This is a genomic window from Halomonas citrativorans (assembly GCF_900163645.1).
Lineage (GTDB): Bacteria > Pseudomonadota > Gammaproteobacteria > Pseudomonadales > Halomonadaceae > Vreelandella > Vreelandella citrativorans.
In genome coordinates this window covers 203,714-217,528 of sequence record NZ_FUKM01000057.1, presented here as the reverse complement: position 1 = coordinate 217,528, position 13,815 = coordinate 203,714, and the positions used below count along the sequence as shown (strand labels likewise).

Below are 13,815 nucleotides of genomic sequence, written 5' to 3'. Positions count from 1 at the left end.
AGCGTTCTGTATGACCACACTGCTCTCTCTGGCAATTAATATCACGCTACTTAGCGTCCTATTAGCCATGCTGCTGTGTACGGTGCGCTTACTGCGTGGGCCAACCGCACAAGACCGTGTACTGGCACTCGATACGCTATGGATGTGCGCCATGTTGTTTGCCCTAGCGCTGGGCATCCGGTTTGGCAGCGTGATCTATTTTGAAGCAGCGATGCTGATTGCGCTCACGGGCTTTGTATCGACCATCGCGCTTACCAAATTTCTGATGCGTGGCGAGGTGATTGAATGAACCCACAGCTGGAGTCACTGCCACTATGGGCCAGCCTGCCCATTACCCTGTTATTGCTACTTGGAAGCGCGATTGTACTGATCGGTGCATTGGGCCTTGTTAGGCTGCCTCACTTCTTCCAGCGCATTCACGGCCCCGCCATTACCATTACGCTAGGCACCGGCTCTATTCTGATTGCCTCCATGATCTACTTCTCGGCACTACAGTCACGGCTGGTCATTCATGAGCTATTGATCACTGTTTTTGTGATGCTCACCGCACCGGTGGTGGCCATGCTGCTGATGCGCACCGCTGTTTATCGTGACCTGCGTGCTCGTGACCGCCGCCCAATCGTTAGCGCGAACAAGAGCAAGACAACGACCGAGGTTTATCCCTTTTCATCAAAGGAAGAGCCGTAGCTTCGTGACGCTCTGGCCTGTTCGTAGAAGATGGCTGGGGCACGTTTTGACGTCGGCATGCCGCTTACGGGGGCGTTCTCAAGTACACTCTCACCTCTGCCTTAAGGTTTAGAGACCTGAGCCAAGCGCCTTCTCAATCATGTTTCAAGTAAAGTGTCAGCACTGGTTTGTATACCGTTTAAAATACACTACAGGTAAATTTCCCAAGGGCACGTGTTTATGACTTCCACACCGTTGCAAAATGATCGTTTTCTCCGCGCCCTGGCGCGCCAGCCCGTTGACCGCACGCCGGTATGGATGATGCGTCAAGCAGGCCGCTATCTGCCTGAGTATCGTGAGCGCCGCGCCGATGCGGGCAGTTTTATGGACCTGTGCCGCAACCATGACTTGGCCTGCGAAGTAACGCTCCAGCCGCTGGAACGTTACCCGCTGGATGCGGCGATTCTGTTTTCAGATATTTTGACGATCCCTGATGCCATGGGCCTGGGGCTCTATTTTGAAACCGGCGAAGGCCCCAAGTTTCGTAAGACCGTGCGCACTCCAGAAGAAGTAGCCGCGCTAAGCGTGCCCAACGCCGAGCGCGACCTGGACTACGTCATGCGTGCGGTATCGACCATTCGCCGTGAGCTGAACGGGCGCATGCCGCTGATCGGCTTTTCAGGCAGCCCCTGGACGCTGGCGACCTACATGGTGGAGGGCGGCTCCAGCAAAGACTTCCGCCACCTGAAAACCATGCTTTACGATACGCCGGACACCATGCACCAACTGCTGGATACCCTAGCGCAGTCGGTGACCGATTACCTGAACGCGCAGATTCGCGCAGGCGCCCAAGCGGTGCAGATCTTCGACACCTGGGGCGGCGCGCTTTCCACCCCCGCGTACCTGGAGTTCTCGCTGCGCTATATGGAGCAGATCGTCTCCGGGCTGATCCGCGAGCACGACGGGCGCCGCGTACCAGTGATTCTGTTCACCAAAAACGGCGGCCAGTGGCTTGAACATATCGCCTGCGCCGGTGCTGATGCACTCGGTATCGACTGGTCGACCGAGCTTTCCAACGCCCGCGCTCGTGTAGGCCATAAAGTTGCGCTTCAGGGCAACCTCGACCCCAACGTGCTGTTTGCTCGCCCGTCTGCGATTCGTGCCGAAGTCGCCCGCGTGCTGGAAAGCTACGGCCACGGCCCAGGGCATGTTTTCAACCTGGGCCACGGCATTAGCCAGTTTACCAATCCGGATAACGTCACCGCCTTTATGGAAGCGCTGCACGAACTAAGCCCGCAATATCACCGGGGTATTCCGGCCCAATCCAACCCATCACAACCAGGAGCCAATTGATGAGCGAATTACGCGACGACCAGTGGTTTACCGAAGTGTTTGATAGCCACGGCAGCGCCTTCTCGCTGAAGATCTCTGAAAAGCTGTTGGATGTGCAGAGTGAGTACCAGCACCTGGAAGTGTACGCCACCGAGACCTACGGCAACCTAATGGTGCTGGACGGCTGCGTGATGCTCACAGACCGTGACAACTTCCTGTATCACGAAATGATCGCTCACCCGGCGCTGTTTACTCACCCGGCGCCCAAGCGTGTGGTGATTATCGGCGGCGGCGACTGCGGCACACTGAAAGAAGTGCTGCGTCACCCGGGCGTTGAAAAAGTCACCCAGATCGATATCGATGAAGAAGTCACCAAGGCCGCAGAGCGCTTCTTCCCGGCACTGGTGGAAGCCAACGACGACCCGCGTGCCGAGCTTTTGTTTGCTGATGGTGTCAAGTGGGTGGATGACGCTGCCGATGAAAGCATCGACGTGCTGATTATCGACTCTACCGACCCGGTCGGCCCCGCCGAAGGGTTGTTCAAGACTGACTTCCTTAAGCGCTGCCACCGCATTTTGAAAGCCGATGGCGTGATGGTACAGCAGAGTGAATCACCGCTTTATCACAGTGGCTCGATTATTCGTGAGCTGCGCCATGACATGCGCGAAGCGGGCTTTGCCAGTGTCGCCACGCTGCCCTTCCCCCAGCCGGTTTATCCTTCCGGCTGGTGGAGCGTGACACTGGCCGGTAAAGGCACCAACGTGGAAAGCTTCCGCGAAGAGGCTGCCGCTAGCCACGAAATGCCGCTACAGTACTACACAGTGGATGCCCACCGGGGCGCCCTGGCGCTGCCACCGTTCATGCGTAAAGCGTTCAGTTGACGTTTATTTGAATAGCGCGCCAGCAAGCGATGAGGCCGGGCACTGCTCGGCCTTTTTTGTGTCACCACGTTAAGGAACCAACAATGAAAACCCTTAAATGGATAAGCATTGGCGCGTGCGCCCTGGCCCCGACGGTTGCCTTGGGCACCACATTAGAAACCGTTCAATCCCGCGATAGCGTACGCTGCGGGGTGAATGCCGCCCAGCCCGGCTTCTCCTCACTGGACGATAACGATACGTATCGCGGCCTGGACACCGATGTCTGCCGCGCGATTGCCGCAGCGGCATTGGGCGATGCCAGCAAGGTTGATTTCGTACCGCTCGACTCGGTGGAGCGCTTTACCGCCCTGCAGTCCGGCGAAGTGGATCTGCTCTCGCGCACGACGACCTGGACCTCTAGCCGCGATACCACCCAAGGTATGCACTTTACTGGGGTGAGCTATTACGATGGCCAAGCATTCATGGTGGCAAGCGACCTGGGCGTGCAAAGTGCCGAAGACCTGGACGGCGCGGCGGTGTGCACGCAATCAGGCACGACCAGCGAGCTGAACCTTTCAGACTATTTCCGTGTTAACGACATGCACTATGACGCAGTGGTGTTTGATTCTCCCGAACAGTCGATTGCCGGTTTTGAAGCCGGGCGCTGCGACGTCCTAAGCTCCGATGCTTCTCAGTTGTATGCCCAACGCATGCAGCTTGCCAACCCCGACATGGCGGTAGTGCTGCCAGAGATTATTTCCAAGGAACCGCTTGGTCCCGCCGTACGCCAAGGCGATGACCAGTGGTTCAATATCGTTAAATGGTCGCTGTTTGCCATGCTCAATGCTGAAGAACTGGGTGTCTCAAGCACCAATATTGATGAACACGCTGATTCCGACAACCCGGACGTTGCCCGCCTGCTGGGCCAGGACGGCAATTTTGGTGAAGGCATGGGACTCAATGACGACTGGGCTTATCAGATCGTCAAGCAGGTGGGCAACTACGCCGAAATGTATGATCGCAACGTGGGCATAGACTCTAACTTCAATATTACCCGTGGCTTAAATGCCCTATGGCGCGATGGCGGCATTCAGTACGCCCCGCCCATTCGCTGACATCTTCTGGCATTGGCCACCCCAAGGGCGGCCAATGCCATTTAGCAATGTGAAAGGTGCTGGCCATCGTGGTCTGAGAACTACTCTTGAACTTCGTTAGAAAGGGAGGATTACCCAAGAAGCCGAAAAAAACAAAATATAATTAATGATTTGATTCCTACCGCCGATTATTATTCTAAGCATCAAACAATAGTAAGCATCCAAGACACTACCATCGGCCACATATTGATGGCAGCTAAACAAAGCGGCAAGGAGGTCTCGCAATGACAATGGGTATCGGGCCATCTACTCCGGTGGTTTCTCAAACAACGTCTGATAGCCGTACTCAAGGCGTGTCAGCGACTAAAGCCGTGCAGGGGCAGAACACAGCACCTTCTTCTAGCTCATCAAAGCCATCAAGCCAACTTTCCACGTTGGCCCAGCAGTTAAGTGACAGCGCCCTGCGTGCGGAAGAGCGTGATGCCAGCCTGGATCGTAAAGCGTTAGGGCAAAAAGCCGATGCACTGCTCAGCCAATCGTTCGGGACTTTCATCTTCACCGGGCAAAATATGATGCTGAAGTACCTGACACCGATGATCCCGAACTACTGGAAAGAGCAAAACAAGCCACCTCATTTGTCAGCGGCAGAGGTAGCAACCCCTTTAGCGGCCACTAGCATTGGTTATTTATGATGATAGCGGCACATTTACGGCCAATGAGCGACGGGCGGCTTGGCTAGAGGGACGTGCACAAGAAACCGCATGGAAACAGGCGGTTGTTGCTCGAGGCCAGCTGGAGTACAGCCAAACTGGCAAGATGACCGAATTTTTCAAAGAAGTGCTGGGGAATTACAACGAGCTGCCCCCTATCATGCAGGCACAATACCCCGATTTCTATGCCCCACGCCTTGAACACCTGATCGAGATGGATTTCAACTTTATGACCCACCGCGCCGAAGGCAAAGGGGCTCCTGAAGATATTTTTGAAATATTAATGTCCAGTGAAGACTTCGCTAACCTTGGTAAACGCTTTGCAAACTCAACGATTAGTTGAAAAGAGATAATAGTAAATGCGAGGCAAGCCACACGAGCCTTCATGCCCATGCCTACCGGTAAATATAGATATCGGATTGAAGATAATACAGTGCGAAATTGGTCTATGACTGGGAGTATTCCTACTATTAGCTTTTTTCCTATCCGATGAGCCTTAAGTTATTAATGAAAAGCACCAAACAGATATACTGTTAACCTAGGAAAACAACCATGATCTCAAATACATCGGCTGTTGCCTCAATGCTCAGCAATTTGAATGCGAGCATGAGTCGTGGAACGTTGCTTGACCCTGCAAGATATGAAAACTTCACCATCAAGGTAGGTGAAAAAACAGGGGATGAAGGTTTACTGGGCGGCGTGCTTAGCCAAAAAGATTATGACACTTTCATGGGTATCGTGAAGGATCTCAACGTCAAGGATGCCAGTATTAGCGAGATGTCGACCATGAGTCGTCGCTTGCGTGAGGCTGGCTTAGAGACTCCACAGGGAGTGATTGGTACAAGCCTTGGGCCAGCGGAGTTCTCCTCTCCAATCGGAGGCAATGAAATCAACCGCGACGTTAAGTACAACCAACTTGAGTATCAGCGGCAAACACTACCCAAATATGCTGATTTACCTGCAACGCGGCATATCGCGATTGGCGCAATGAAGCTGGTGGCAGCTATCGCTAATGCTTCCCCCATCACCGGCGAAACTGTCTCTTCCCAAGTCTTTGCACAACAGGATTTGGATAGGGCCGTTGCAAAGGGGGATAGCCAAAGCTTTCATGTCGAACTTTCTGAACTTGCCAAGCAACTGTCAGGGCGGGAAGAGAAAGAGATTGAGTTGCCCGAAGAGCTGAAACTGGCCCTTCTTCTTCAAGAATTGGAAGATGCTGAAAAAGCCAAGCGGATTAGTGATAACGGCGAGATAGACAATGCTTGAAGAAGCTAACCCGCCAAATTCATCTGGAACAATTAATAACTTCAATAACCGGCGATTTGGCAATGGTGCTAAAGTAACTATTTCTCATCAAGTTAATGGTGGAAGAAATGTTATACAACCTGCAGACAAAATTATAGCCAGCTTCCATTATGCTTATTAAGAACTCATACCAGTCTCCCCGAATACGGAGAGGTTGCATGCCAGAGAGATTGAACGATGAAAGTCGAAGTCTCGATTTCTACATACAATCAAGGAGCTAAGCAAGTATCCAACACCCAGGATGGTATCGGTGTCGTTAACAGTAGCAAGCGTACCAATGACGTTAGGATGCCCCAGCCTAGCGAAAGCACTAGCGTCTCCCTAAGTGGAAAAGCCTTATTATTGTCACGGCTTTTTCTTACTGAAGACATCACTAGTGAACCACCTGTGCTGCCGGGCTCTAAGGGTATGAATGAGTTCGGCATGATGCTCCCTCATAATTTCCTGACTCAGGATGATCGAAATCTACTGGCAGACATGTATGAGTTTTCTCAGGAGCAAGGGGCAGACCTAAAACACGTGGACAGGCTAGCAATGGACCTTGGGCAGTACCGGAAACGTAATGATGGCGCAGCGGTAACAAACTTTAATAACGGTAGTAGTTATGATCTAGAAGGTCGAGTAAGAACCGCCAGCTTTACCGATGAAGATGCGGCTACTGTAGAACGCATTCAAAGCAGCGGCGATATTAGCTCTACAAGGTTAGACAAAGGTTTTCTGAATTACATTCTTGATCCAGGCTATGGCTTTACTCACAGCAGCGATTTTGAGTTTCTTGAGCAAATGGTTTCTAGATTTTCAACCAAGGGCAACGACACCATCCCACTCGACCCGAAGTTCTCCACCTTTGCTTATAACGAAAACAACTACATCATGCATACAGCGGATGAGGTGACGCTCAATATTCCCCGAGACACTTCCAATGCGGTGAAAGATACGTCACGCGAAGCACTCGTAGCCGATGCCAAAGCACTCCCTCAGCAGCTTAATCAAAGTCTGCTTGAGGCTTTTATTGGCAAGAACGATGAAAAACCCACTGAACGCAGCCTTATAATGAAATTATTTGATTGGCTGAAACCTCCAGCGACTAAATAGCTGTAACTACTAACTCTTAAATAGCTTATGAAGGAAACGGTTGAGAAAGAATGGAAGGCAACGGAGATATTGCAGAAGCGCGTTTTAAAACCAGGCCTGCCATCGATTACAGTAAATGAGCGAGCAGCAGCTACCTATGTGAAACGTTCACAGGCGCTAATATTGGATGCGGGAAATTAAAATAAAATTAGCGGTAGCCAATAAAAAATTGCAATATTTACTTAATTTTATAGCTTGCCTGCCGATACTTTATGTAGGCATCAAGAAATAGTCGACGTCTTGATCGCTCAACGAGCCGTTTAGTATTGGTGAAAGAAAAATACTTTGGAAAACCAGCGCAACGTGTTTTACCGCGCTAAAGTAGCTCCAATAGAGTGGGAGGCGGCTCTAGTTGCACAGATAGACTGAGTAGGGAAACATGGTCTGAGCCTTACCAATATAACGCAACGTTTACGGTCTACTGATAACCGACTGCCCTCGGCTTAGTAAAGCCGAGGGCACTATTCGTCGTTAATTTTTAAGCGAAAACAAATTATGAAAACACTCTCTTATACCTATGCCAGCAGCCTTTTGAATACCAATAACCATTACAACGAAAAAGTGCTAGGGCGCGGCATCATGAGCGCCAGCCACATCAATTCACCAAGTTATTATGGATTACAGGCTGGCGATTCTCCTTTGGTACAAGGTTCATCCAGGATTAGCAACAGCCTTTCTCTGACCAAGGGTGAAGAAAAAAGCGCCGTGGTCAATCTTTCCTCCCTGGCGACGGAGATGTCCAGGCTCCTTTCAAAGGAGAATGCAGCAACCGTCTCGCCCGCCGAATTTGACGCTTTCCTGGAAGAAATACATGGGCAACTTCAGGAAATGGTCGAGCAGGAAGCGGGCAATATAGCGGAGATACTGTTGGAGCGCCCGAACAGCGTCGACACAACTCGGCGTTCTATCGCCGAGCAGGCGGCAAACCACTTGATGTCGAAATTTTATAATAGCGAAGAGCCGTACCCGCAAGCATCTTCCGAAAACCCTTTTGCCACACTGGATAGACACTCGCTCTCCACAATCGCCTTTGATGACTCGGGCGATTTTACGTCGGCAGAGCGCTATCTGGCGTTTTTACAGATGACGGAAAACGATACTGATTTCAGAAACCAGGCGTTTGAATTGCGTGACAACGCCTATGTAGCGGAAGATAGCCACGCTGGCGCCGACCCTAGTCACATGGCCAAGCGAGTAGATGCCAAATTGGTTTCTGGCATGACAGAGGCGGAGAGAGCCTGGCGCGGCGTATCGGCTGCTTACGAAGAGGCTACGCTTGCCCAAGCAGCTAATGGGAATCTTGCTGAATTACCGGCCTATACGAATGGCGTTAAAACATCGCCGGACAGTGTTTTCGTCGTCATGGGCGATGAGGACGGGGGCGTGTTGCGCAGTATCGATATCCAAACGCTGATTAAAAACGAAGAAGAAGGCATGAGCCTGTTAAAGATGGCGCTGCGTAATCTTGAGCAGAAAGACTCGCAAGAGCGTTAGTAAGATAAAGCAGCCACCATCTATAAAAAAGAAAACAAATAACATGGCGCGCACCAAAACAGCGCAGGCGGCAACCGTTTCTATTTTTTTGCACCTAAACTTTCGTAGAAGCTGGGCCACTTTGCGTTGAAAAGCGCTGAATTTGGCGTTGTACCCATGTTGGCATCTTCCTTGCTAGCTTTATATGTCATGCCTTCGCATGCATAACAATATTAATCGAGGAAGGGAATTACCATGTTGAATAAGAAACACTGGGTATTACTGGCCTCTGCAGGCGCCATCACACTGACAGGCGCCACTAACGCTAACGCAGCAACACTTGAAGAAACCATTGAGCGTGGAGCCGTGCAGTGTGGCGTCAGCGACGGTTTGCCAGGCTTTTCGGCACCCGATGGTGATGGCAACTGGCAAGGGCTGGATGTCGATGTTTGCCGTGCGGTCGCCGCTGCCGTGCTGGGTGATGCGGATGCCGTCAACTACATCTCTCTCAACGCCGTTGAGCGTTTCACTGCGCTGCAGTCTGGCGAAGTCGATTTGCTTTCTCGTAACACGACCTGGACCACCACGCGCGATACCACGCTGGGTCTGAACTTCGCAGGCGTCAACTTCTACGACGGTATCGGCTTTATGGTTAGCCGTGACCTGGGCATCAGCGGCGCTGATGAGCTGGACGGCGCGGCGATCTGTATCCAAACGGGCACTACCACCGAACTTAACGTGGCCGATTACTTCCGGGCCAACGATATGGAATTTGATCCTATCGTGTTTGATACCTCAGAGCAGACCGTGGGCGGCTTCCAGGCTGGCCGCTGTGACGTTCTAACCTCGGATACTTCTCAACTGGCGGCGCTGCGCATTCAGTTAGATGACCCGGATGGCGCCGTCATCCTGCCCGATATCATTTCCAAGGAGCCGCTGGGCCCGGTGGTTCGCCAAGGCGATGACACCTGGTTCAATATCGTGAAATGGTCACTGTTTTCCATGCTGAATGCTGAAGAGTACGGCGTGACCAGCGAAAATGTGGACGAAATGGTGAACTCTGAAAATCCTGACATCGCCCGCCTGCTTGGCCAGGACGGTAACTACGGTGAAGGTATGGGGCTTGACGCTGACTGGGCTTACAACATTATTAGCCAGGTCGGTAACTACTCCGAAAGCTTTGAGCGCAACGTTGGCATGGACTCACCGCTTGAGATTGAACGCGGTGCCAACGCGTTATGGAACCAGGGTGGTTTCCAATACGCACCGCCGATTCGCTAAGCGTCTCGCTTGACCCGGCCCGTCGCGCTTATCAGATGAGTGCAGGCGGGCCATTTGATTGACCTTCCGTGTAGCGGAGACGCCACCCATGTCCATAAGACCAAACACTCGCCCCGCTGGCCACAAGCCACCGTTTTGGCGAGACCGTGCCAAGCGCGCACTTGTTTTTCAGCTGCTTTTAACGGCAGCCGTTGTCGTATTTTTGCTGTATATCGTCGGCAATACTCAGGACAACCTATCCGCCCGGGGTATCACCACCGGTTTTGGCTTTTTAAATAACACCGCAGGCTTTGGTATCGTACAAAGCCTGATTGATTACTCCTCTCAGGATACTTACGGCCGCACCTTTTTGGTGGGCTTGCTCAATACGCTATTGGTAGGCGCTTTTGGAGTGGTGGCCGCGACGCTGATTGGCTTTATTGTCGGTATTTCACGCCTGTCGCCCAACTGGCTACTGGCACGCCTGGCCACCGCCTATATCGAAACTTTCCGCAATATCCCGTTACTGCTACAGATTTTTTTCTGGTACTTCGCCGTGCTGCGCACGCTACCCAGTGCAAGGGACAGCCTCTCGTTTGGCGAGGTTATTTTTCTTAACGTGCGCGGTCTGTATCTGCCTGAGCCGCTTTTTGAGTCAGGCTTTGGGATGATTCCAGCGACCTTTATCGTCGCGATTATCGCCAGTATTGCGCTGTGTGTCTGGAACAAGCGCCGCCAAGAGGCAACCGGTAAACGAGTCCCTGCCGGGTGGATATCGCTGGTACTGATTCTGGGTCTGCCACTGCTGATTACGGTCGCCACCGGCGTACCGATCACCTGGGATATTCCGGAACTGCGCGGCTTCAACTTCCGCGGTGGCTTTACCGTGATCCCGGAATTTCTGGCTTTGTGGCTGGCGCTCTCCATCTATACCGCCGCGTTCATTGCTGAAATTGTTCGTTCGGGCATTCAGGCCATTTCCCACGGCCAGACTGAAGCCGCCCAAGCGCTGAGCCTGCCGCGTAACCTGGTGTTGCGCCTGGTAGTCATTCCACAGGCACTGCGGGTCATTATCCCACCACTCACCAGCCAGTACCTGAACCTGATCAAGAACTCTTCGCTTGCCACGGCCATCGGCTACCCCGACCTGGTATCCGTATTTGCGGGCACCACGCTTAATCAAACGGGACAGGCCATTGAGGTGATCGCCATGACCATGGCGGTGTATCTGACGATCAGCCTGCTGGTTTCCATGTTCATGAACTGGTTCAACGCCCGCGTAGCGTTGGTTGAGCGCTAGGCGCCGGTGAGGATAGCTTTATGATTCATAACCAAACAATGATTGACCAGCGGCCTGCCCCCAGCAATACATTGGGGCCCGTGGCCTGGCTGCGCACCAACCTGTTCAGCAGCCCACTCAATACGCTGTTTACGCTGGTGGGGCTGTACGTTCTGTATCTGCTCTTGGTACCGACCATTCAGTGGGCGTTCATCAACGCCGACTGGGTAGGCACCACCCGTGACGACTGCTCACGAGAGGGCGCCTGTTGGGTGTTCGTTAATGCGCGCTTTACGCAGTTCATCTATGGACTTTACCCGCGAGAGGAAATCTGGCGCGCCAATATTGTGTTTGGCGGCTTTTTTACCCTGATCGCCTGGCTTGCCATTCCGCGCCTGCCGCTCAAGCGCTGGGTAGCCGTGTTTGCCTTGGTGGGCTTTCCCATCGCGGCCTACGTACTGCTTCACGGCGGCTACTTTGACCTGCCACGCGTGCCCACCCACCGCTGGGGCGGCTTGATGCTGACCCTGCTACTGGCGTCGGTGGGCATGATCGGGGCGCTGCCGATTGGCATCGTACTGGCTCTAGGGCGGCGCTCTAACATGCCCATCGTGAAGAGCTTCTGCGTCATCTTCATCGAGTTCTGGCGCGGTGTACCGTTGATTACCGTGCTATTCATGGCCTCGGTGATGCTGCCGCTGTTTCTTCCCTCTGGTATTAGCGTTGACCGCCTGGTGCGGGCGCTGATTGGCCTAACGCTGTTTCAAAGTGCCTACATGGCCGAGGTCATCCGCGGCGGGCTTCAGGCAATCCCCAAGGGCCAGGAGGAGGCCGCCGCCGCACTGGGCATGACCTACTGGAAGCGCATGGGCCTGATCGTTTTGCCCCAGGCGCTGAAGATGATGATTCCAGGCATAGTGAATACGTTTATCTCGCTATTTAAAGACACCACGCTGGTCATGATCATTGGGCTGTTTGACCTGCTGGGAATCGTGCAGGCGGCGCTTTCCGACTCCAACTGGCTGGGCTTTTCGCTGGAAGGCTATGTGTTTGCCGCGTTTGTGTTCTGGATTTTCTGTTTCAGCATGTCGCGCTATAGCCAGTATCTGGAACGCAAGTTGAACACCGGCCACAAGCGCTAACGCCGCTTTTTCAAGAATTTGAGCAGGATTTAATCATGACACAAGCAGCCACCAACCCCTCTGGCAACAGCATGTCTAAAAGTACGTCTGACCTGATGGTCGAAATGCGCGGCGTTAACAAGTGGTACGGCGACTTTCACGTACTGCGCGATATTGATTTCGAAGTAAAACGCGGCGAGCGGATCGTTATCTGCGGCCCGTCCGGCTCGGGTAAATCAACGCTGATTCGCTGCATTAATCACCTGGAAGAGCACCAGCAGGGCGATATCGTGGTCGGCGGGGTGCCGCTGACCCAAGACGTAAAACGCATCGAGCAGATACGCCGCAGCGTGGGCATGGTGTTTCAGCACTTCAACCTGTTCCCCCACCTGACAGTGCTGGAGAACTGCTGCATCGCGCCCATGTGGGTGCAGAAGAAGCCACGCCGGGAAGCCGAAGAGCAGGCCATGCGTTATCTCGAACGCGTGCGTATCGCCGAGCAGGCGAAAAAGTACCCCGGCCAGCTATCCGGCGGCCAGCAGCAACGCGTGGCGATTGCCCGCTCGCTGTGCATGCACCCGGATGTAATGCTGTTTGACGAGCCTACTTCAGCGCTTGATCCGGAAATGATCAAGGAAGTGCTGGACGTCATGGTCGAACTTGCCGAAGAGGGCATGACCATGCTGTGCGTAACGCACGAGATGGGCTTTGCCAAAACCGTCGCCGACCGGGTGATCTTCATGGACCAGGGGCAGATCATTGAAGAAAATGCGCCAGAGCCGTTCTTCAACAACCCGCAGTCGGAGCGTACCCAGCTGTTCTTAAGCCAGATTCTGGGCCACTAAAAGCGCACGGGCGCGTCTAAGGTGTTCCCACTTGGGTAATACTGGCGGGTAACAGAGCGGGCTGCTCACGGTGTTGGCTGAGCGGCCTGCCTTGCAAGGCAGTCAGCAGTATCTGCAGCGGGTCGCCGTGGCTAACCACTAATATGGTTTCGCCTTCGCTCTGCTCCTCCAAATCCTCAAGCACCGCCATCATTCGCGCGGCCACCGCGCTCACTGCCTCCACTTGGAGTGAAGTGTGGTCGGCATTCTTGGCATCCAGCGCCCACACATCCGGATAACGTTCATCCGAGTGGCCTTCCCACTCACCGAAGGAGCGCTCTCTAAGGCGCTTGTCGGGCATCATCGTAAGTTTAAAGGCCTCGGCCACGTGGGTAGCCGTTTGGGTGGTGCGCAAAAAATCAGAATGCACCACCTGCGTTGGCACGGGCCAAGCCCACGCATTCACGATGCTCGCCAGCTGTTGCTCGCCGGTTTCTGATAACCCAAATGCCTCAATGCCCCGCTCGGGGCTGCTGATAATCAACGCGTGCTGGTTTGCCTGGCTATGACCATGACGCATCAACAGGTAGCGGTTTCGCCAATGGTAGGAGGCGGCAAGGAAAGTGTTTGACATAACTTTGTAACAAACCCTAGATTGAGAGTGTGGATTTTCGAAAAATAAATATTTTGTCGGCTAAATGTGCGCTTTCGAACGCTTACTGCCCTCACATACGGGGGATAAGGCATAGAAAAGAAC

16 protein-coding genes are annotated in these 13,815 nt (G+C 53.2%); 15 read left to right on the top strand and 1 reads right to left on the bottom strand.

What is annotated here, in order from left to right; genetic code table 11:
* Window positions 1-10: 10 nt before the first annotated feature.
* From CZ787_RS14880 to CZ787_RS14820, 15 genes are all read left to right on the top strand, one after another.
* Complete coding sequence (locus tag CZ787_RS14880; RefSeq protein WP_087110601.1) at window positions 11-289, top strand: K+/H+ antiporter subunit F; 279 nt, start codon at window positions 11-13, stop codon at window positions 287-289.
* On the top strand, window positions 286-687 hold the full coding sequence (gene mnhG, locus CZ787_RS14875; protein ID WP_087110599.1) for a monovalent cation/H(+) antiporter subunit G: 402 nt from the start codon (window positions 286-288) through the stop codon (window positions 685-687). The genes CZ787_RS14880 and mnhG overlap by 4 nt, the downstream gene beginning before the upstream one ends.
* A gap of 219 nt (window positions 688-906) precedes the next feature.
* Window positions 907-2,019: a uroporphyrinogen decarboxylase gene (hemE, locus tag CZ787_RS14870; RefSeq protein ID WP_087110597.1), complete on the top strand. Its 1,113-nt coding sequence runs from the start codon at window positions 907-909 to the stop codon at window positions 2,017-2,019.
* On the top strand, window positions 2,019-2,879 hold the full coding sequence (gene speE, locus CZ787_RS14865; RefSeq protein ID WP_087110595.1) for a polyamine aminopropyltransferase: 861 nt from the start codon (window positions 2,019-2,021) through the stop codon (window positions 2,877-2,879). The genes hemE and speE overlap by 1 nt, the downstream gene beginning before the upstream one ends.
* Before the next feature lie 83 nt (window positions 2,880-2,962).
* The gene (locus tag CZ787_RS14860) at window positions 2,963-3,973 is read left to right on the top strand and encodes an amino acid ABC transporter substrate-binding protein (RefSeq protein WP_087110593.1); all 1,011 of its coding nucleotides are present in this window, start codon (window positions 2,963-2,965) and stop codon (window positions 3,971-3,973) included.
* 263 nt (window positions 3,974-4,236) lie between these two features.
* Window positions 4,237-4,644 (top strand): hypothetical protein, encoded by a 408-nt coding sequence (locus CZ787_RS18985; protein WP_217883884.1) that lies wholly within the window; start codon window positions 4,237-4,239, stop codon window positions 4,642-4,644.
* The gene (locus CZ787_RS18980) at window positions 4,631-5,005 is read left to right on the top strand and encodes a hypothetical protein (RefSeq protein ID WP_217883883.1); all 375 of its coding nucleotides are present in this window, start codon (window positions 4,631-4,633) and stop codon (window positions 5,003-5,005) included. Before CZ787_RS18985 ends, CZ787_RS18980 begins: the two co-directional genes overlap by 14 nt.
* Before the next feature lie 209 nt (window positions 5,006-5,214).
* Window positions 5,215-5,928 carry a hypothetical protein gene (locus tag CZ787_RS14850; RefSeq protein ID WP_087110591.1) on the top strand — a complete coding sequence of 238 codons (714 nt, stop codon included), beginning with the start codon at window positions 5,215-5,217 and terminating at the stop codon, window positions 5,926-5,928.
* Window positions 5,921-6,088, top strand: a complete 168-nt coding sequence (locus tag CZ787_RS18895; RefSeq protein ID WP_176372229.1) for a hypothetical protein — start codon at window positions 5,921-5,923, stop codon at window positions 6,086-6,088. The genes CZ787_RS14850 and CZ787_RS18895 overlap by 8 nt, the downstream gene beginning before the upstream one ends.
* Window positions 6,089-6,144: 56 nt before the next feature.
* A complete protein-coding gene (locus tag CZ787_RS14845) occupies window positions 6,145-7,062 on the top strand; it encodes a hypothetical protein (RefSeq protein WP_087110589.1) in 918 nt (305 codons plus the stop codon).
* 534 nt (window positions 7,063-7,596) lie between these two features.
* The gene (locus CZ787_RS14840) at window positions 7,597-8,595 is read left to right on the top strand and encodes a hypothetical protein (RefSeq protein WP_087110586.1); all 999 of its coding nucleotides are present in this window, start codon (window positions 7,597-7,599) and stop codon (window positions 8,593-8,595) included.
* Window positions 8,596-8,829: 234 nt separating this feature from the next.
* Window positions 8,830-9,855 (top strand): amino acid ABC transporter substrate-binding protein, encoded by a 1,026-nt coding sequence (locus CZ787_RS14835; protein ID WP_087110584.1) that lies wholly within the window; start codon window positions 8,830-8,832, stop codon window positions 9,853-9,855.
* A gap of 88 nt (window positions 9,856-9,943) precedes the next feature.
* A complete protein-coding gene (locus tag CZ787_RS14830) occupies window positions 9,944-11,134 on the top strand; it encodes an amino acid ABC transporter permease (protein ID WP_087110582.1) in 1,191 nt (396 codons plus the stop codon).
* A gap of 20 nt (window positions 11,135-11,154) precedes the next feature.
* Window positions 11,155-12,255, top strand: coding sequence for an amino acid ABC transporter permease (locus CZ787_RS14825; protein WP_087110580.1), 1,101 nt, complete (start codon window positions 11,155-11,157; stop codon window positions 12,253-12,255).
* A 95-nt stretch (window positions 12,256-12,350) separates the two neighbouring features.
* The gene (locus tag CZ787_RS14820; RefSeq protein WP_087111260.1) at window positions 12,351-13,079 is read left to right on the top strand and encodes an amino acid ABC transporter ATP-binding protein; all 729 of its coding nucleotides are present in this window, start codon (window positions 12,351-12,353) and stop codon (window positions 13,077-13,079) included.
* Between the two features lie 16 nt (window positions 13,080-13,095).
* Here the strand turns inward: CZ787_RS14820 and CZ787_RS14815 are convergent, their stop codons facing one another.
* Window positions 13,096-13,692 (bottom strand): histidine phosphatase family protein, encoded by a 597-nt coding sequence (locus CZ787_RS14815; RefSeq protein ID WP_087110578.1) that lies wholly within the window; start codon window positions 13,690-13,692, stop codon window positions 13,096-13,098.
* Between the last annotated feature and the right edge of the window lie 123 nt (window positions 13,693-13,815).

Bases quoted from the DNA above. Each gene is read 5' to 3' on its own strand.
- CZ787_RS14815 (WP_087110578.1), bottom strand. From the start codon at position 13,692: ATGTCAAACACTTTCCTTGCCGCCTCCTACCATTGGCGAAACCGCTAC.
- CZ787_RS18985 (WP_217883884.1), top strand. From the start codon at position 4,237: ATGACAATGGGTATCGGGCCATCTACTCCGGTGGTTTCTCAAACAACG.
- CZ787_RS14860 (WP_087110593.1), top strand. From the start codon at position 2,963: ATGAAAACCCTTAAATGGATAAGCATTGGCGCGTGCGCCCTGGCCCCG.
- CZ787_RS14850 (WP_087110591.1), top strand. From the start codon at position 5,215: ATGATCTCAAATACATCGGCTGTTGCCTCAATGCTCAGCAATTTGAAT.
- CZ787_RS14825 (WP_087110580.1), top strand. From the start codon at position 11,155: ATGATTCATAACCAAACAATGATTGACCAGCGGCCTGCCCCCAGCAAT.
- CZ787_RS14880 (WP_087110601.1), top strand. From the start codon at position 11: ATGACCACACTGCTCTCTCTGGCAATTAATATCACGCTACTTAGCGTC.
- CZ787_RS14845 (WP_087110589.1), top strand. From the start codon at position 6,145: ATGAAAGTCGAAGTCTCGATTTCTACATACAATCAAGGAGCTAAGCAA.
- CZ787_RS14830 (WP_087110582.1), top strand. From the start codon at position 9,944: ATGTCCATAAGACCAAACACTCGCCCCGCTGGCCACAAGCCACCGTTT.
- CZ787_RS14835 (WP_087110584.1), top strand. From the start codon at position 8,830: ATGTTGAATAAGAAACACTGGGTATTACTGGCCTCTGCAGGCGCCATC.
- CZ787_RS14840 (WP_087110586.1), top strand. From the start codon at position 7,597: ATGAAAACACTCTCTTATACCTATGCCAGCAGCCTTTTGAATACCAAT.
- speE (WP_087110595.1), top strand. From the start codon at position 2,019: ATGAGCGAATTACGCGACGACCAGTGGTTTACCGAAGTGTTTGATAGC.
- CZ787_RS18895 (WP_176372229.1), top strand. From the start codon at position 5,921: ATGCTTGAAGAAGCTAACCCGCCAAATTCATCTGGAACAATTAATAAC.
- mnhG (WP_087110599.1), top strand. From the start codon at position 286: ATGAACCCACAGCTGGAGTCACTGCCACTATGGGCCAGCCTGCCCATT.
- CZ787_RS14820 (WP_087111260.1), top strand. From the start codon at position 12,351: ATGGTCGAAATGCGCGGCGTTAACAAGTGGTACGGCGACTTTCACGTA.
- hemE (WP_087110597.1), top strand. From the start codon at position 907: ATGACTTCCACACCGTTGCAAAATGATCGTTTTCTCCGCGCCCTGGCG.